Below are 17,635 nucleotides of genomic sequence, written 5' to 3' on the forward strand. Positions count from 1 at the left end.
GTCAGTTACGTATTGCTCCTCCTGGTTCGCGGCATGACGCCATCATCGGTGCGACCACGAGGATGACGATATCGGTCACTCGCACCACGGCGCGCATCGCGCAGTAAACGCGGCATGGCCAGGGGTATCCAGAAACGAAATGGTGCCCTTGGCTGTTTCGACGTGATACGCACCAATGTGCTGGGTGATGCCACCCGCCTCACCAGCCGCCACTTTACTGGCCCTCTGATGTAGTCGAGCAGCGAAGTCTTACCATGGTCGACGTGACTCATAATGGTAACTACCGGTGACGTGCACCTTGTTCACCTGCTTGCGCGGCGTCCTCAGTACTGAGCAGAGATCCTCGCCTTCACTATCCCGCTGCATGACCGGGATATGTCCCATCTCTTCCACGATCAGTCGATGTGGTCCTGATTCAACGGTTGATTGATGGTGACCACTATGCCCATCTTCATCAGTACCTTGATCACTTCGGCGGCTTTTCACTGACACTGCTGCGCCAGCTCAGCCACGGAGATGCTCGGGTATTTTCACTACGGCACCACTGGCGTGTTTTTGAAACCCGTGCTCCGTATCAACTGCGGCGTTCCCGACGACGGGACGGTTTTTCTGCGGCGCCTACGACCTCTTTTGAAACATGCACTTTTGCGACCGTAGCGGACGAGCCACCTTTTGAATCTTTCTGCTCCTTGCCCTTGCTCTCCTTGTTGCCCTTTTTGCCCCGAGCTGCTTCCTGCTGTTTCGTTTCCTGTTCCTTCTTGACCCGGACCAGTTCTGCCTGACGGGCCACCTCGCTCGCCTCTTCAGCTTGTCGTCTGGCCTCTTCCTCAGCCTTCAGGCGCGTCTCTTCTTCAGCTTGGCGGACTTCTGCCTGCTCCTCTTCACGTTTCTTCGCTTCCGCAGCCTTACGCGCTTCCACTTCAGCCTCGACAACCGCCTGCTGCATTGATTGCTCTTCCAACGCCAAACGGGCGGCTGCAGCCTCCCTCTGCGTCACGTCATCACCAGCAACCACGCTACGCTTCACGTAGGTACGCTTCTTCCGCACCTCGACACTGACGGTTTTGCTCGGTGTACTGGTTGCACGATTCAGTGGATTGCGGCGGGTTGCGCCCGGCTGACGCAATTCACTGACCGTCTTGCGGCGCAGCGTCACCTTATTGGGCGCACTGGCCGATATCGTGGCCTTTTTACCATGGATCTGTCGTAGATGGTTGAGCAGTTTACTCTTCTCATCATCCGAAATTTTGTCGTCGGGGCCTTTTGCCTGGATCCCGGCGTCAGCCAACTGTCCCAGCAACTGCTCGGAGGGAATGCCAACGACCTTGGCAAGCTGTTCTACCGTTACTTCACTCATTTGTTCAGGCCTCTCGACTTTGCCTTACCCATCATATTGCCACGCACTTGAATCATCACTATCCAACGGAGGTCTTCCGCCAGCACACCCTATTCCGCTTCTTCGAACCAGGGCGCACGCGCTGTCATGATCAACTTACCTGCCCGCTCTTCGTCCATGCCCTCAATCTCCATGAGCTCATCGGTGGACTGTTCCGCCAGATCCTCCATGCACCCCACGCCTTTGGCGGCAAGTGCATAGGCCAGATCCTTATCCACGCCTTCCATACCCAGCAGGTCTTCTGCAGGCTCTTCAAAACTCTCTTCGCTTGCGATCGCTTTGGTGAGCAGCATGTCTTTGGCGCGATTTCTCAGCTCTTCGATCAACTCGTCATCGAACTCTTCGATAGCTATCATCTCTTCAATAGGCACGTAGGCCACCTCTTCGATAGAGGTAAAACCCTCCTGCACCAGAATGACAGCAACGTCCTCGTCCACATCGAGCTTTTTCATAAATGTTTCTATGAAGACTCGGGACTCGGATTCACTCTTCTCCTGCGCTTCAGTCTCGTCCATGACATTGAGTTCCCAACCAGTCAGATGGCTTGCAAGGCGTACGTTCTGTCCGCCTCTGCCTATCGCCTGGGAGAGGTTCTCTTCGTTCACTGAGACATCCATCGAGTGCGCATCCTCGTCAACCACGATGGAGACAACTTCTGCCGGAGACATGGCATTGATCACAAACTGGGCCGAATTTTCGTTCCAGAGGATGATATCGACGCGCTCGCCGTTCAGTTCATTGGAAACCGCCTGTACCCGCGATCCGCGCATGCCGACGCAGGCACCGACCGGATCTATGCGTTTATCCAGTGCCTTGACGGCAATCTTGGCCCGCAGACCGGCATCCCGTGCGGCGCCTCGGATATCGATCAAACCTTCACCGACCTCCGGGACTTCCAGTTTGAACAGCTCGATCAACAGTTCCGGCATGGCACGGCTGACAAAAAGCTGGGGGCCGCGTGGCTCGGAGCGAATCTCGTAGAGGTAGCCACGCAGACGGTCACCAACCCGAACCGACTCCTTGGGAATCATGTGCTCACGGCCGATGAACGCCTCAGCATTGCCGCCCAGATCCAAAAACACGTTACCTCGTTCGACGCGCTTGACCGCACCAGTGACCAGTTCGCCTTTACGATCCTGATAGGCTGCAACAACCTTGGCGCGCTCTGCTTCCCGAACCTTCTGTACGATTACCTGCTTGGCTGCCTGGGCTGCAATGCGACCGAAATCAATGGAGTCGATTAGCTCCTCCACGAAGTCGCCAGGTTCGATATCCGCTTGATCCACTTTTGCCACATCGAGCAAAACCTGGCGCAACGCGGCATCCGGTTCATCCTCGGCATATGCTTCAACCACTTCCCATTGACGGAAGGTATCGTAGTCGCCGGTATTGCGATCGATCGCGACCCGCACCAGGATATCGTCACCGTTCTTCTTTCTTGTGGCCGAAGCCAAGGCAGCCTCGATTGCCTCAAAGATGATCCCTTTTTCCACACCTTTTTCGTTGGAAACGGCATCAACAACCAGCAGAATCTCTTTACTCATCTCTGTTGCTTCCCAATTCAGAATTCCGGAATCAACCGCGCCGAATCAATCTCATCCAGAGGAATGTGATAACACGTTCCCTCATCGATGATGAGAACCTCGTCTCTCTCCACTCCACCCAGCTCCCCGGTAAAACGGTGTCTGCCCTCAATCTTGCTACGCGTCTTCAAACGCACCTTCTGCCCACTGAAGCGCTCAAAGTCAGCCTTATTAAACAGCGGCCTGTCCAGCCCCGGCGAGGAGACCTCAAAGCTGTAATGCTCTTTGATCGGATCTTCCACGTCCAGCACACCACTTACCTGGTGACTCACCTGGGAACAATCATCCACATTGATGCCATCGGCATGATCGATATAGATGCGCAACAACAATCCACCAGTACCCCGGCTGGTCAATTCGACACCGACCAGCTCATAACCAAGCAACTCGACCTCTTGACGCACCAGTTTTGTCAAATTCTCAGGGGCAGAACGCATTTTCCTCACCGCACAAAAAATGGGCCAATGGCCCACTCTAAAGATCCGACTTTTCCTTACATATCGGTCAGTTACGATCCCGATACCGGGTCAGGGCCACCCCGTTGCCGCTTAACTGCAACGCCGGGGCGCCGGAAACAAAAAAACCCCGGTTACCGGGGCTTTCTTATAGTTAGTACAGGAAAGCATCCTGTGTATCTTACCGAAAAATACAGCCTATACTCATGCAAACCCGCTGAATAGCCCGGCATTGTAGGGCAATGATTCTACCATTGCAAGCCACCTCATCGCCCTTTCCCCTAAGACTCCTTTAACCCAAAAATTGCGCATACAGAAAAACGAAAGGCAGCCATTTTATTATTTTAGTTCTCTAATTGTTTTTTTCAAACCTATTACTATGCTCGACATGGATATAAACTTCAGTGACGTTATCACTATTTAGAACATCAATAACTCTAATTAAAACCAGATGCGAAAAATACTGGATCTATCTATATCGCCATCGAGTCGCTATACGAAAAAACTCCTTAAACTTGGGATAACGCTGATCGAGCTTCTCATTGCAATTGCAATTTTCGCGCTTATCACGGCAATCACCATACCTATGCTGGAGGGATTCAAGGAAGAGTCCGGATACGTCATAGCGATAAGAGATATAAAACTCCTCGACCAAAGCGCACGACTTTTCTTCCTGTAAGAAGGCAGATACCCACAAACTCTGGAAGAGATGGAAAGCGATATTGAGCTGGATCCATGGGGAAACCCCTACCAATATCTCAACATTGCCAACGGTGGAAACAGAATCAGGGGAAGAGTACGCAAAGACAGGAACCTTGTACCGCTGAACACTGACTTTGACATCTATAGCATGGGGCCGGACGGAGAAAGCCGCCCTCCTCTAACTGCGCGCCACAGTTGGGATGACATTGTAAGGGCAAGTAATGGAAGCTTCATTGGAATAGCATCCGATTATTAAAGAGCGTCCCTGAATGGAATTAAAACGACACTATTTCCAAAGCCGGGTAGCGAGAAGATTCTTTCTCTCGTTCATGCTTTCAGCACTACTTCCTCTGGCAATATTTTTTCTGCTCTCTTCATTTTATGTTGTCGATCTACTCGACTCCATAGACTCAAAAAGAATCGAGGAAACATCGAAAGGAACAGGTATGGCAATAACACGCCATCTACGCCTGCTCGAGGAAGAACTCAAGCTATTTTCCAACTCCCGCCTGGAAAAAAGAGATAACGTCCATAGCGACAATTTAATTCCGGTAACCGATGAACTAATTACTACCGTTGGAGCAATTTTCTCTACGAATCTTGTACCAAGCAAGTACTACAGATATAGGGCCACTGATATAGAACTTCCTCACCTCACGACGGAACAACAGCATTCGCTTGCCAAGGGGCGTTCCGCGATACTCTTTGGGCACCCTGTGGAGCAAAGACCCTATTTCTTCATTCTGAGAGCAATAGATCCTGAGCGACTGAATTTGGGCCTGATCTGGGCAATTATTGATATTGAAATAATTAGAACCATTGGAGAGGAACAAGCAGTGGGGCCTGTTTTCTGTGTTGCGGATGAATCGCTTAATCCGCTATTTTGTTCTTCACAAGAGCAACAGTCCCTGATCTCATCCCTCTCATATGACTTAAGCATCGACAACCGGAGCACTGTATCCAGAAACTATATAGGAGAGGAATTTCTTATTGGATACTGGAAGTTATTTCTTCCCGCACTTTTTGAATCAGACTCATGGATAGTAGTGGTTGGATACCCCAAAGATTACTGGCGGGAGGGAATCGTCGGATTCCTGTATTTGGTTATACCTGTTGTGATTTTAACCGGCTTGCTGGTAACAATATCCACAATGAGGCAAGTCCGCAGCAGGCTCGCCCCCCTGGAGACCTTGCGTGATGCAACCGGAAAAATTTCCACCGGTGATTTTGACCGGCGAGTACGATTAACCAGCGGCGACGAATTTGAGGAACTTGCAAACGACTTCAACCACATGGCCGAAAAACTAGGCGCGCAATTCAACAGCCTTAACGCTTTGATCGAACTTGACAAAGCAATACTGTCATCCCTTGATATCAATCTGATAATTGAGATCGTACTCCACCGACTTAATGATACCGCCCACTTCTCCAGCCCAGGATTCCTGCTGATCGAACGTTTCAGGAAAAACAAAGGCACACTTTTCCACCTTCATGGCAAGGAGAGTCCGATAGAAGAAACTTCCATCAACCTCAACGAAGAATTTATTGAGAGAAGCAATAAACCAGCGAATTCAATGAACTGGTTCGAGGAGAATCCCAGCCTCCTATTCTCACCCTGCCCACAAGACACTGCTGATAATCATGCCTGCATTGTTCCGGTTCTCACTCAACAGCGGTTAACCGGCTTCTTTATCTTTTTCAATGAATCATGCGCAGATGCTTCCCAGGAAGCCTCCGAAAGACTGCTTGAATATGCGAACCATGTCGCAATTGCCATCGGCAACGCTCAATGGGAAGAGGATCTATACCATCAGGCACACTACGATCCGCTCACTGGATTACCCAACCGGGCTCTTTTATATGACCGGCTGGACCAGGCAACTCGATTGGCGCGGCGTAACAACCACCATGTCGCAGTCTGTTTCCTGGATATCGACCTGTTTAAAAATATTAATGACTCCTTTGGGCACAATGTCGGGGACCTTTATCTGATTGAACTGGGAAAGAGGCTTTCTTCATCAATACGTCAGACTGATACGATCGTGCGCTTTGCGGGTGACGAGTTTGTGATACTCATGCCTGAAATCCCACCACACAAGACCGTCCCTTCAGTATTGTCCGTGGTTGAAAAAATCCAAAACGCTCTGAAAGCGGATTTTGTAACCAGTGGTTATTCCATCACTCCAAGCCTTAGTATTGGAATCGCTATCTTCCCAAAAGATGCAGAAGATACCGACTCCTTACTTAAATGTGCCGATACCGCCATGTATCACGCAAAAGAAAATAAACGCGGCGAATACCAATTCTATTCTCATGAAATGAACCGCGTGATGGTCGAAAGACTGATAATTGAACAAGAACTGCAAATAGCGATTAGAGATGAACAATTTTATCTGACTTTTCAACCCCAAGTAGATGCCTTAAATGGGAAAATCACCGGCGCTGAAACATTGATTCGATGGAGACATCCAGAAAAAGGGATGATTTCTCCTGAGGAATTTATACCTATTGCCGAAGACAGCGGCCTTATCAATGAGATTGGCGACTGGATCATAAACAAGGCATGTATCGTTACAAAACAGATGATTGATGAAAACAAGAGTCGCCCTTTCCGGATGAGCATCAATATTTCAGCACAGCAATTCGAGCAGGGAGAGGCACTCATACAAACATTAAACAATGCTATTGAACAATCAGGACTGGATCATAAGCACATCGAGATCGAAGTCACAGAAGGCATCCTGATGAAGGATTTTACGAAAACAATCGAAATATTAAAAAACATCAGGAAAGCCGGCGTAACTGTCGCTGTTGATGATTTCGGAACAGGTTACTCTTCATTAAACTATTTAAGGAAATTACCCATAGATGTTCTGAAAATCGATAAGAGTTTTACTCAGGAGATGCAGACTCACAGCACATCAGCCGCTATTGTTTCGATGATCATACAGATAGCGCATTTACTGAAACTGCGCGTCATCGCAGAAGGTGTTGAAACTAAACATCAGTGCAATGCTCTTTTGGAAGAAGGCTGCACGCATCATCAGGGTTACTTTTATGGAAAACCCATGAATCTTGCTAATCTCAGAAAATTATTGGCTGAAAACTCTGTCACTCCATCAGATTAAACTGATAGTCATGAAAAAACATATCGAGAAACATTCCTGAACCAGCAAGTGCTGCCAAAGCAAAACAGCCTGTTGCTGTCACAAACCACCACCCTCTCCTCACCTGTCTACAATCGTTGCTCCACAGAGTCCCTGCGCCTGCTCAATCACCATATCATTGGTGTCCTTCGCATTTTCAGTATAGGCTGAAAAAATTTCATCCTGGGCCGAGAAACCGGCAATCGAAATTCGAGGTAAAAAAAACCCGAAGTGTAAACACTTCGGGTTTGATGTTGGTAGCGGGGGCCGGATTTGAACCAACGACCTTCGGGTTATGAGCCCGACGAGCTACCAGACTGCTCCACCCCGCATCAGCGAGGCGCAATACTAACGCCTCCAATCATACTTGGCAAGTCCTAAATATGACACTTTTGTTCTCAACCAGCGAAAGCCGCAGTGCAGATCGACAGTAACCCCGCAGGAAACATGCCCAACGCCAGTACGGAGAGGCCATTCAGGGATAATACAATCCGCATGTCCATGCCTGCGATCAAAGGACTATCATCAAGCGGCTTATCAAAATACATCAGCTTGATGATGCGTATGTAGTAGAAGGCACCGATAATAGAGAAGAAAACGCCTACCAAGGCCACCCAGGTCAAATCGACACTGATAACCGCATCGAGTACAAACAGTTTCGCAAAGAAGCCCACCGTCGGCGGCACACCCGCCATGGAGAACATCAAAAGCAACATCATGGCGGCAAACCAAGGACTACGATGACTCAGTCCTTTATAGTCGTCGAGACTCTCTGCCTCAAAACCCTTACGGCTCATGGCGATGACCATGCCAAATCCGCCCAGCGACATGATTGCATACACCAGGGTATAGAACATTGCTGCGGTATAGCCCTCCTGGGTACCCGCGAGTATGCCCAGCAGAATAAAGCCCACATGAGATATAGTGGAATACGCGAGCATGCGCTTGATATTGGTCTGCGCAATCGCGATCAGATTGCCCACGCCCATGGAGAGTATCGCCAGGATAATCAACATGCCCTGCCAACCCTCCCAGCCACCTGGCATCAGCAGCTCCCCCAATCCATCTTTCAGGATGCGAACCGCCAGTGCAAATGCTGCAATTTTTGTCGCACTGCCGATAAACAGGGTAACAGCGGTGGGTGCACCATGGTAGACATCCGGCACCCACATGTGGAAGGGCACCGCGCCAAACTTGAACGCCAAGCCGACGACCACAAAAACGAGACCGAACACCAGGACCATATTGTTCAGATCGGGGCTGGCAAGCGCAGTACTCAATTCATCGAAACGAATGGTTCCGGTGGCGCCATAGATCATTGAGATGCCATAGAGCAGCATGCCGGAGGCAAGCGCACCCAGGATGAAATACTTCATCGCGGCTTCCGCGCCCTGCTTCGAATCCCGGTTGAAGGCAACCAGGGCGTAGAGAGAGAGCGCCAGCAGTTCCAGGCCGAGATAGATCACCAGAAAACTATTGGCGGAGACCATGATACTCATGCCAAGCACAGCAAACAGCCCAAGGGTGTAGAACTCTCCTTTGAACAATCCCCTGTCTTTCAGATAATCCTTGGCATAAAGAAAGGCTACGAAGCTGACCAGGTAGATCGCAACCTTCAACACATCGCTCATGGCATCGCGTACGTAGCTGCCATCAAACACTATCTGCGCGTCGGGCTGTACCACTGCCAGGGTGATCACAACGGCAAGAATCAGACCGACCTGAGTAATCCCGTAAGTAATGATGCGCTGTTCATCTTTCAAAAAGAGATCGACCACCAGCACGATACACGCCAGGGTGAGGAGGAAAATCTCCGGCAGAACCGGAATCAATATTGACGAGTCAAAATGCATTGAACGCTACCGAGTAAGTTGCCTGTTCAGAGCTTCGAGATGGAAACATGCTGCAGCAGATTGGCAATACTGGCATCCATCACCTCAACCAAGGGTGCGGGCCAGAGGCCAAGAACCATGACGGCCACTGCAAGTGTCCCCAACACGATGAGTTCCCGAGAATTCATATCTTCCAGCGCGGCAACATTGTCATTCGACACTTCGCCAAACAGCACCCGCTTGACCATCCAGAGAGTATAGGCCGCACCGATAATCAGTGTCGTTGCCGCCAGAAACGCATACCAGAAATCGGCGCGGAAACTGGCCAGGATCACCATGAATTCACCGACAAAGCCGGATGTGCCAGGCAGACCTGCATTGGCCATGGCAAAAAAGACCATGAATGCCGCAAATACAGGCATGGTGTGCACCACGCCACCGTAGTCGTCGATCTGACGACTGTGCATCCGATCATAGAGCACACCGACGCAGAGGAACATGGCGGCAGAGATAAAGCCGTGAGAGACCATCTGCACCATGCCGCCTTCCACACCCAGCAGAGCGCCGCTACCCTCCCCGGGTCCTGCATCACTCATGATGATGAAGATGATGAAAAAACCGAGGGTGACAAAACCCATGTGTGCGATCGATGAATAGGCAATCAGCTTTTTCATATCCTGCTGAGCCAACGCCACAAAGCCGATGTAGACGACTGCGATCAAAGACATGCTGATGATCATCCAGTCGAGGGTATGACTCGCATCCGGTGTAATCGGCAGACTGAAGCGGAGAAAACCGTAACCACCGATCTTCAGCATGATCGCGGCCAGGATGACAGAGCCGCCGGTAGGCGCTTCAACGTGAGCGTCCGGCAACCAGGTGTGTACCGGCCACATGGGGACCTTTACGGCAAACGCCATCAGGAAAGCGATAAAGATCAGGATCTGTTCCGTCAGGGTTAACTTCAGCTCATGGAACCCGAGGATATCGAAACTCCCGGACTGGAAGAACATGTAGATCAGCGCGACCAGCATGAAAACCGATCCGAAGAAGGTATAGAGGAAGAACTTGATGGTCGCGTAGACCCGGTTAGGACCGCCCCAGACGCCGATGATGATGAACATCGGGATCAGCATCGCCTCCCAGAAGACATAGAAGAGAATGGCATCCAGAGAGGAAAATACGCCTACCATGACGCCTTCCATAATGAGAAAGGCCGCCATGTATTGAGAGGGTCTGTATTTGATCACTTCCCAGCCGGCGATGATCACCAACGGCGTGATAAAGGTAGTCAAAATAATCAGCGGCATGGAGATGCCGTCAACACCCAGGTAGTACTCGATCTTGAACTGGGAGATCCAGGAGGCCCGTTCGACAAACTGCATCGCTGCAGTGCCGCTGTCAAAGCCAAACCAGAGTGGGAGACTCGAAACAAAGGTAAGGGCAGCAACAATGAGTGCTGTCCAACGGGTCGCATTGGGATCCCTGTCACCACTGGCGAGCACCATTATCCCGCCGATAATCGGAAGCCAAATGGTCAGGCTGAGGATGGGCCAATCGGCAATCATGCTATACGTCCTTCCTTCTTAGGCAACCACAAACCAGGTCAGCATCAAGAGCAGACCCAGAATCATCGCAATGGCGTAGTGATAGAGGTAACCTGTCTGCACATGGCGAACGATACCCGCCAGCCAACCGACAGTACGTGCGGAGCCGTTCACAGCCAATCCATCAATCAGGCCACGATCGCCCACCATCCAGAGTATCTTGCCCAACCCACGGCTCCCGCCGGCAAATACCAGCTGGTAGGCCTCGTCGAACCAGTATTTCTTGTCGAGCATGTTGTAGACAGGGCTTGCCATCGACTTGATCCTGTCGGCAATCGACGGATTCTTCATATAGATGTACCAGGCCACGGCGAGGCCACCCATTGCCAGAAAGAACGGCAGCCCCATGATGCCGTGCAGAATGAAACCTGTCGCGCCATGGAAATTCTCACCCATCGCCATCAGCCCATCATGTTCCGGCAGCACGAAGAGTACGCCATCGAACCAGTCACCGAAGAGCATAGGTCCAATGGTCAGGTAGCCCAAAAAGATAGAGGGTATCGCCAACATAACCAGCGGAATGGTAACTACCTTGGGTGTCTCATGAATATGCTCCTTGGCATGGGCATCACGGGGACCTTCGCCATGAAAAACCAGGAAGAACATTCGAAAGCTATAGAGAGCGGTCACAAAAACTCCCGCAACCACCAGCACATAGGCGTAGGTTGAGCCCACAATGTCGGAGTGGTGTACCGCCTCGATGATCGCATCCTTGGAGAAGAACCCGGAGAAACCCGGAAAGCCGATCAACGCCAGTGAACCGATCAGCGAGGTCCAGTAGGTGATGGGCATATACTTCCTGATGCCGCCCATTTTGCGAATATCCTGGTTATGGTGCATACCGATGATGACGGAACCCGCCGCCAGGAAGAGCAGCGCCTTGAAAAAGGCATGGGTCATCAGATGGAAGATGCCTGCTGCGTAGGCAGAAGCACCCAATGCCACCATCATGTAGCCGAGCTGGGAGAGCGTGGAGTAGGCAACGACGCGTTTGATGTCGTTCTGCACGATACCGATTAGGCCGGTAAACAACGCGGTAGTCGCACCGATTATCAGCACGAAACTCAATGCAGTCTCGGAGAATTCGTAGAGCGGCGACATCCTCGCCACCATGAAGATACCAGCGGTAACCATGGTTGCGGCATGGATGAGCGCAGAGATCGGTGTCGGACCCTCCATCGAATCGGGCAACCAGACGTGCAGCGGCACCTGCGCCGATTTACCCATCGCGCCGATGAACAGCAGAATGCAGATGACCGTCATCAACGACCAGCTGCTATCGCCCCAGATGGTGATCTGGGTATCCGCCAGTTCTGGCGCCTTGGCGAAAACCTCGGCGTAGTCGATGCTGCCGAAATACATCGCAACCGCTGCTATGCCCAGGATGAAACCGAAATCACCCACCCGGTTGACCAGAAAGGCCTTGAGGTTGGCGAACACTGCGGTGGGACGAACCGACCAAAAGCCGATCAACAGGTAGGAGACCAGACCCACCGCTTCCCAACCAAAGAAGAGCTGCATGAAGTTGTTGGCCATCACCAGCATCAGCATGGAGAAGGTGAATAACGAAATATAACTGAAGAAACGCTGGTAGCTGTTGACGCCGGCCAGACTGTTACTCGGCCAGTTCTCCTCATCATGCGCCATATATCCAATGGTATAGATGTGCACACAGAAGGAGACGAAAGTCACCACACTGATCATCACTGCTGTCAGCTGGTCGACCAGAAATCCAACTTCCATGGTCAGTCCGTCACTCACCATCCAGGTGTAGAGGGAATCGTTGAAGACCTGCTCACCGTCGAACATAAAGCGTTTGAGCACAAACAGCGAGAGCAGTGCGGAGAGACCGACACCGCCGCTGGTCACCCAGTGCGCCCCCTTACGGCCTATGCGGCTGCCGAAGAAGCCAGCAACAATAGCGCCCAAGAGCGGAGCCAACACTATGACGAGGTAGAGTTTTTCCATGATCGTCGTTCTTTAATTAATTCGCAGTAATAGACCTTAGCAGCCAGTCAGGCGTTAACCCTTCAGGCTATCCAGATCTTCAACATTGATCGAGCGGCGACTGCGGAACAGCACCACCAGAATCGCCAGACCGATTGCCGCTTCTGCCGCCGCAACCGTCATGATAAAAAAGACAAAGACCTGCCCAGTCGTATCTCCGAGAAAATGTGAAAAGGCAATAAAATTCATATTGACCGCGAGCAACATCAACTCAACACACATCATAAGTACGATGAGGTTTTTGCGGTTGATAAAGATGCCGGCGATACTCAACGAAAAGAGGATCGCGCCGAGTATGAGGTAATCTGAAAGTGCAATCATAATCCCGGCTCCTAACCCTTTTCCACATCCATTTTGACCATGCGTACCCGGTCAGCCCGCTTGACCGCCACCTGTTTAGTGGGATCCTGATATTTTGTTTCCGGTCGTTTGCGCATGGTCAGACCAATCGCAGCGATAATCGCAACCAACAGGATCACCGCAGCGATCTCGAAGGGGTACATATATACGGTGTAGAGCACACTGCCCAACTCTGCGGTATTGCTGTAATCAGCAGCATGTCTGGCCGGTGCAGCAAATTTTTCCAACCCGAAGTTCTGCGGTCCGACCACGAACACCAGTTCCGCCACCATGGCAAGCATCATCAACACACCCAGCGGCAGCACCTTCATAAAACCGGCCCGCATTGTTGCCACGTCGATATCGAGCATCATAAGCACGAAGAGAAACAGCACCATCACCGCTCCAACGTAGACCAGCACCAGTGTAATGGCCAGAAATTCCGCTTCCGCCAGTAGCCAGATTCCGCTGCTGGCGACAAAAGCCAGAATCAGGAACAGCGCAGCGTGCACGGGATTACGCCGTGTAATCACCATACTTGCGGCGGCAATCAACACGAATGCCAACACATAAAAGATAAACTTTTCGAAAGTCATCAGTTTTTCCAGCCAGTTAGCCTGTTTTATCCAAATCAGCGATGCTTCGCCTGTGCCTCAAGGTCAGCGGCAATCTGGGATTCGTATTTGTCCCCCATCGCCAGCAGTTTTGCCTTGGTCATCAAGCTGTCTTCACGATTTTCGAAGTGATACTCGTAGAGTCGTGTCTCGACAATTGCATCCACGGGACAGGACTCCTGACAGTAACCACAGAAGATACACTTAAAAAGATCGATGTCGTAGCGCGTAGTCCGACGTGAGCCATCGTCACGAGGCTCCGCCTCAATAGTGATTGCCAGCGCCGGACAGGTTGCTTCGCACAGTTTACAGGCGATGCAGCGCTCTTCCCCATTCGGATAGCGGCGTTGTGCATGCAGACCACGGAATCGCGGCGAAACCGGCGCCTTCTCTTCCGGGTACATCACTGTGAACTTGCGCTTGAACAGGTATCTGCCAGTCACGCTAAGCCCACGGAACAACTCCAACAGGAACAGGCTCTTGAAATAGTTGGTCAGGGCGTTCATGCGTCAGAGCCTCTCAATCGAACCACCAAGGGAGTTGATAGACCACAGCCAGGCCCACTACGGCAATCCAAACAATGGTAATGGGTATGAACACCTTCCATCCAAGACGCATGATCTGATCATAACGATAGCGGGGGAATGTGGCGCGCAACCAGAGGAACATAAAACCGAACAGCGCCGTCTTCATCACCAGCCAGACAAAACCCGGCACCCAGTCAAACAGGGGGCCAAGGACGGGCCAGCCTTCGAAAGGAGACAGCCAGCCACCCAGGAACAGTACTGCGGTCAACGCAGAGATCAGGATAATGTTGGCGTACTCCGCCAGGAAGAAGACCGCGAAGGTCATGCCAGAATAGTCGACATGGAAACCGGCAACGATCTCAGATTCACCCTCCGCCACATCAAAAGGGGCGCGATTGGTCTCGGCCACACCGGAGATCACATAGACACCGAACAGCGGCAGTAACGGCAACCAGAACCAGGAGAAGAGTCCACCCTGCTGAGCTCTGACGATGTCGCCCAGATTCAAACTTCCCGCTGCGACCAACACGCCCACCAGGGCAAAGCCCATGGCGATCTCATAGGCGACGATCTGCGCTGCGGAGCGCATGGCGCCAAGAAAGGCGTATTTCGAATTGGAGGCCCAACCAGCGATAATGACGCCATATACGCCCACCGAGGTCAGTGCCAGAATATAGAGCAGTCCGGCGTTGATATCCGCCAGTATCAGCTTTTCATCAAAAGGGAAGACCGCCCAAGCCGCCAGTGCCGGACCCAAAACCAGGGTCGGCGCGATCAGGAACAGCACTTTGTTCGCGCTGGTCGGGATCACAATCTCTTTGAACATCAGCTTGACAGCATCTGCAATGGGTTGCAGCCAGCCCTTCGGACCGACGCGGTTAGGGCCGATTCGCACCTGCATATAGCCGATAATCTTACGCTCGGCGTAGGTAAAATAGGCCACGCAAACCATCACCGGCGCCACGATGGCGATGATCTTGAGCAGGGTCCAGATCAGAGTCTGTAACCCAAGCGGCAGGGCTTCCCAGATGCTGATAAAAAAATCCATCGGTTTACGCCTTCTCCAGGGTCACTTCGCCAAACTGTGCACCGAGGGTCTCGGTGCCGGCCAGTCCGGCAGAAATTCGGACGCAACCGTCCGGAATATTCGCGTCGATCGAAACCGGCAGTGTTGCCTCTCTGCCAGCCTGTGTCACCACTGCGGAGTCGCAATCGGCAAGGCCCACTTTTTTGGCCTCCTCCGCATTGATGCAGATCGCAGCGGGAGCCGCATCTTTGGTCTGTTGCAGTGCACTTGCCCTGCGCACCAGACTATCCAGCGCATAGGGCGGCACATCGCCAATCCTGATCAGGCCTTCGACAGCGCTCTGCAGATCCGCGCTCTCTGTCTTTCCAATACTGTTATCCGGCGCCACACCCTCACAGAGTGAAGCCAGTTCATCACGAACCTGCTCAGATGAGGTGTATTCGCAATCCTTCTGATCCAGGAGGTTACCCAGCACCCGCAGGACTTTCCAGGCTGGCCTGGCTTCGCCCAGCGGTTTTACCGCGCCGCGGAAACTCTGCCACTCACCTGCGGTATTGACATAGGTGCCGGAGGTCTCCGCAAATGCGGCGATCGGCAGCAAAATGTCGGCAGCAGCTTCCAGGGCAGGGGAAGTGTGGGTATTCAGCGCAACCACCAGATCCGCACTCTCCAGGGCGTTCCGGGTCAGGCCCGCATCCCAGAAGTCATAACCCGGCTCGGCCCCAAGCAGCAGATAACCTTTACGGGGCAGTTTCTGCAACTTCATGACATCCAGCCCTTTCTCAGCAGCCGCCTTGGCGCCGGGCAGCAGATGCGGCAGCGCACCGGCAAGACGGGCGCCAACACTGTTGGCTGCTTCTGCAAGAAAACCGAATGTCGCGCCACTCGCGTTTGCTACCGCCGAGGCCAAAACACAGAGTATTGAATAGTCGGGATGGGCCGCCGCGATATTCCCCAACATCACTGCTGCTTTATCCGCATCTTTCATGGCGCTTGCAATGGCTTTGGCATCATCGTCAGCAACCGCTTTATCGATGACCTTGGCCACAGCCCCCTCACACGACGCGCCCAATGCCTTGGCAACAGCGGCCAGACTTTGCACCATACCCGCAGGAGTGGTTACCTGCTGGCTGGCAGCATAATTCAATTCCAACTGCAACGGATTGATGAAATGCACCTTGGCACCCCTCACTGCAGCCTTACGCAGATTGTGCGCCAGGATCGGCTGCTCCTTGCGGGTATTGGAGCCCACCAGCAGCGCCGCATTCAAACCCTCTATCTCAGTTATCTTCAAACCGAGCCAACTGAAGGCCGGTTCCACGCCATCCAAACGGAAGTCGCCCTGACGAAGACGGTAGTCAATATTGTTGCTGCCCAGCCCCCGAGTCACCTTTTGTGCAAGGTAGAGCTCTTCGAGGGTCGACGAAGGAGATACCAAAGTGGCAATCTGCTCCCCTTCACCGATCTCCTGCAGCCCTGCGGCTGCCATATCCAGCGCCACCTCCCAAGTCACATCCCGCCATTCATCGTTCTGCTTGATCTTCGGCACGGTCAGACGGTCATCGCTATAGAGACCCTGATAGCTGAAACGATCCCGGTCGGAGATCCAGCACTCATTGATCGACTCGTTATCCTTGGGCGCTACCCGCATTACCTTGTTACCGCGCAGGTGGAGATGCAGATTGGAACCGACGGAGTCGTGTGGCGCCACACCCTCGACCTGGGTCAACTCCCAGGCACGGGCCTGGAAACGGAAAGGCTTGGAGGTCAAAGCCCCCACCGGGCAGAGATCGATGATATTGCCTGAAAGTTCAGAGTCGATGCTCTTTTCAATGTAGGTGCCGATCACCATGTGTTCACCACGGCCTGTAGCGCCCATCTCCCGGATGCCGGCGATCTCCTCACCGAATCGGATGCAGCGCGTACAGTGGATGCAACGGGTCATCTCGGTGGCAATCAGCGGCCCGATGTTCTTTACTGGCACCACGCGTTTGCCTTCCACAAAGCGGGAGACATCGCTGCCACAGGCCATGGCCACATCCTGCAGTTCACACTCACCACCCTGATCACAGATCGGGCAGTCAAGTGGATGGTTGATGAGCAGGAACTCCATGGTGCCTTTCTGTGCAGCAAGCGCCAGCGGTGAGCGGGTAAACACCTTCATACCCTCTATCACCGGTGTGGCGCAGGCGGGCAGCGGCTTGGGCGCATTCTTCACTTCGACGAGGCACTGACGACAGCTGGCGGAGATGGAGAGTTTTTTGTGATAGCAGAAACGGGGAATATTGATGCCCGCCTCATCGGTCACTTCGATGAGCATGGCCCCGGCCTTTGCTTTCAGCTCCTGGCCATTAATCTCGATGGTTACCATGGAATCCTGAGTCATCGTCGTATTTCGTC

General features: G+C 52.3%; 15 protein-coding genes and 1 tRNA gene. 2 read left to right on the forward strand and 14 right to left on the reverse strand.

Annotated elements, in window-relative coordinates; translation table 11 throughout:
- Nucleotides 1–75: 75 nt before the first annotated feature.
- The 5 genes from G9Q73_RS20720 to rimP all read right to left on the reverse strand — a co-directional run bounded on the left by G9Q73_RS20720 (nt 76) and on the right by rimP (nt 3,416).
- Entirely contained in the window at nt 76–213 is a 138-nt protein-coding gene (locus G9Q73_RS20720; protein WP_439654691.1) for a GTP-binding protein, read from the reverse strand.
- A 36-nt stretch (nt 214–249) separates the two neighbouring features.
- The gene (locus G9Q73_RS20725) at nt 250–486 is read right to left on the reverse strand and encodes a hypothetical protein (protein ID WP_177420013.1); all 237 of its coding nucleotides are present in this window, start codon (nt 484–486) and stop codon (nt 250–252) included.
- An 88-nt stretch (nt 487–574) separates the two neighbouring features.
- Nucleotides 575–1,357 (reverse strand): translation initiation factor IF-2 associated domain-containing protein, encoded by a 783-nt coding sequence (locus tag G9Q73_RS12105; protein ID WP_177420014.1) that lies wholly within the window; start codon nt 1,355–1,357, stop codon nt 575–577.
- Nucleotides 1,358–1,446: 89 nt separating this feature from the next.
- The gene (nusA, locus tag G9Q73_RS12110) at nt 1,447–2,940 is read right to left on the reverse strand and encodes a transcription termination factor NusA (RefSeq protein WP_177420015.1); all 1,494 of its coding nucleotides are present in this window, start codon (nt 2,938–2,940) and stop codon (nt 1,447–1,449) included.
- 17 nt (nt 2,941–2,957) lie between these two features.
- Nucleotides 2,958–3,416, reverse strand: coding sequence for a ribosome maturation factor RimP (gene rimP / locus G9Q73_RS12115; protein WP_177420016.1), 459 nt, complete (start codon nt 3,414–3,416; stop codon nt 2,958–2,960).
- Between the two features lie 469 nt (nt 3,417–3,885).
- Between rimP and G9Q73_RS20525 the strand changes: the two genes are divergently transcribed.
- On the forward strand, nt 3,886–4,113 hold the full coding sequence (locus G9Q73_RS20525) for a type II secretion system protein (RefSeq protein WP_177420017.1): 228 nt from the start codon (nt 3,886–3,888) through the stop codon (nt 4,111–4,113).
- Nucleotides 4,114–4,405: 292 nt separating this feature from the next.
- Nucleotides 4,406–7,264 carry an EAL domain-containing protein gene (locus tag G9Q73_RS12125; RefSeq protein ID WP_177420018.1) on the forward strand — a complete coding sequence of 953 codons (2,859 nt, stop codon included), beginning with the start codon at nt 4,406–4,408 and terminating at the stop codon, nt 7,262–7,264.
- Nucleotides 7,265–7,537: 273 nt separating this feature from the next.
- Here G9Q73_RS12125 and G9Q73_RS12130 read toward each other — a convergent pair.
- From G9Q73_RS12130 to nuoG, 9 genes are all read right to left on the reverse strand, one after another.
- Nucleotides 7,538–7,614: transfer RNA gene (locus G9Q73_RS12130), tRNA-Met, on the reverse strand.
- A 66-nt stretch (nt 7,615–7,680) separates the two neighbouring features.
- Complete coding sequence (gene nuoN, locus G9Q73_RS12135; RefSeq protein ID WP_177420019.1) at nt 7,681–9,135, reverse strand: NADH-quinone oxidoreductase subunit NuoN; 1,455 nt, start codon at nt 9,133–9,135, stop codon at nt 7,681–7,683.
- A 26-nt stretch (nt 9,136–9,161) separates the two neighbouring features.
- Complete coding sequence (locus G9Q73_RS12140; RefSeq protein ID WP_177420020.1) at nt 9,162–10,682, reverse strand: NADH-quinone oxidoreductase subunit M; 1,521 nt, start codon at nt 10,680–10,682, stop codon at nt 9,162–9,164.
- An 18-nt stretch (nt 10,683–10,700) separates the two neighbouring features.
- Complete coding sequence (gene nuoL, locus G9Q73_RS12145) at nt 10,701–12,689, reverse strand: NADH-quinone oxidoreductase subunit L (RefSeq protein WP_177420021.1); 1,989 nt, start codon at nt 12,687–12,689, stop codon at nt 10,701–10,703.
- 54 nt (nt 12,690–12,743) lie between these two features.
- Nucleotides 12,744–13,049 (reverse strand): NADH-quinone oxidoreductase subunit NuoK, encoded by a 306-nt coding sequence (gene nuoK, locus G9Q73_RS12150; protein WP_177420022.1) that lies wholly within the window; start codon nt 13,047–13,049, stop codon nt 12,744–12,746.
- A gap of 11 nt (nt 13,050–13,060) precedes the next feature.
- The gene (locus G9Q73_RS12155; protein ID WP_177420023.1) at nt 13,061–13,663 is read right to left on the reverse strand and encodes an NADH-quinone oxidoreductase subunit J; all 603 of its coding nucleotides are present in this window, start codon (nt 13,661–13,663) and stop codon (nt 13,061–13,063) included.
- Between the two features lie 35 nt (nt 13,664–13,698).
- Nucleotides 13,699–14,187, reverse strand: coding sequence for an NADH-quinone oxidoreductase subunit NuoI (nuoI, locus tag G9Q73_RS12160; RefSeq protein WP_177420024.1), 489 nt, complete (start codon nt 14,185–14,187; stop codon nt 13,699–13,701).
- A gap of 13 nt (nt 14,188–14,200) precedes the next feature.
- A complete protein-coding gene (nuoH, locus tag G9Q73_RS12165) occupies nt 14,201–15,256 on the reverse strand; it encodes an NADH-quinone oxidoreductase subunit NuoH (protein WP_177420025.1) in 1,056 nt (351 codons plus the stop codon).
- 4 nt (nt 15,257–15,260) lie between these two features.
- Entirely contained in the window at nt 15,261–17,621 is a 2,361-nt protein-coding gene (gene nuoG / locus G9Q73_RS12170) for an NADH-quinone oxidoreductase subunit NuoG (RefSeq protein ID WP_177420026.1), read from the reverse strand.
- Nucleotides 17,622–17,635: the final 14 nt, after the last annotated feature.

The organism is endosymbiont of Lamellibrachia barhami (assembly GCF_011947365.2).
Classification (GTDB): domain Bacteria; phylum Pseudomonadota; class Gammaproteobacteria; order Chromatiales; family Chromatiaceae; genus QGON01.

Excerpts from the sequence above, each read along its gene's own strand:
- G9Q73_RS12140 (WP_177420020.1), bottom strand. The coding sequence starts at position 10,682 with ATGATTGCCGATTGGCCCATCCTCAGCCTGACCATTTGGCTTCCGATT.
- G9Q73_RS20525 (WP_177420017.1), top strand. The coding sequence starts at position 3,886 with ATGCGAAAAATACTGGATCTATCTATATCGCCATCGAGTCGCTATACG.
- nuoG (WP_177420026.1), bottom strand. The coding sequence starts at position 17,621 with ATGACTCAGGATTCCATGGTAACCATCGAGATTAATGGCCAGGAGCTG.
- nuoL (WP_177420021.1), bottom strand. The coding sequence starts at position 12,689 with ATGGAAAAACTCTACCTCGTCATAGTGTTGGCTCCGCTCTTGGGCGCT.
- G9Q73_RS12155 (WP_177420023.1), bottom strand. The coding sequence starts at position 13,663 with ATGACTTTCGAAAAGTTTATCTTTTATGTGTTGGCATTCGTGTTGATT.
- nuoN (WP_177420019.1), bottom strand. The coding sequence starts at position 9,135 with ATGCATTTTGACTCGTCAATATTGATTCCGGTTCTGCCGGAGATTTTC.
- rimP (WP_177420016.1), bottom strand. The coding sequence starts at position 3,416 with ATGCGTTCTGCCCCTGAGAATTTGACAAAACTGGTGCGTCAAGAGGTC.
- nusA (WP_177420015.1), bottom strand. The coding sequence starts at position 2,940 with ATGAGTAAAGAGATTCTGCTGGTTGTTGATGCCGTTTCCAACGAAAAA.
- nuoI (WP_177420024.1), bottom strand. The coding sequence starts at position 14,187 with ATGAACGCCCTGACCAACTATTTCAAGAGCCTGTTCCTGTTGGAGTTG.
- G9Q73_RS12105 (WP_177420014.1), bottom strand. The coding sequence starts at position 1,357 with ATGAGTGAAGTAACGGTAGAACAGCTTGCCAAGGTCGTTGGCATTCCC.
- nuoH (WP_177420025.1), bottom strand. The coding sequence starts at position 15,256 with ATGGATTTTTTTATCAGCATCTGGGAAGCCCTGCCGCTTGGGTTACAG.
- nuoK (WP_177420022.1), bottom strand. The coding sequence starts at position 13,049 with ATGATTGCACTTTCAGATTACCTCATACTCGGCGCGATCCTCTTTTCG.
- G9Q73_RS12125 (WP_177420018.1), top strand. The coding sequence starts at position 4,406 with ATGGAATTAAAACGACACTATTTCCAAAGCCGGGTAGCGAGAAGATTC.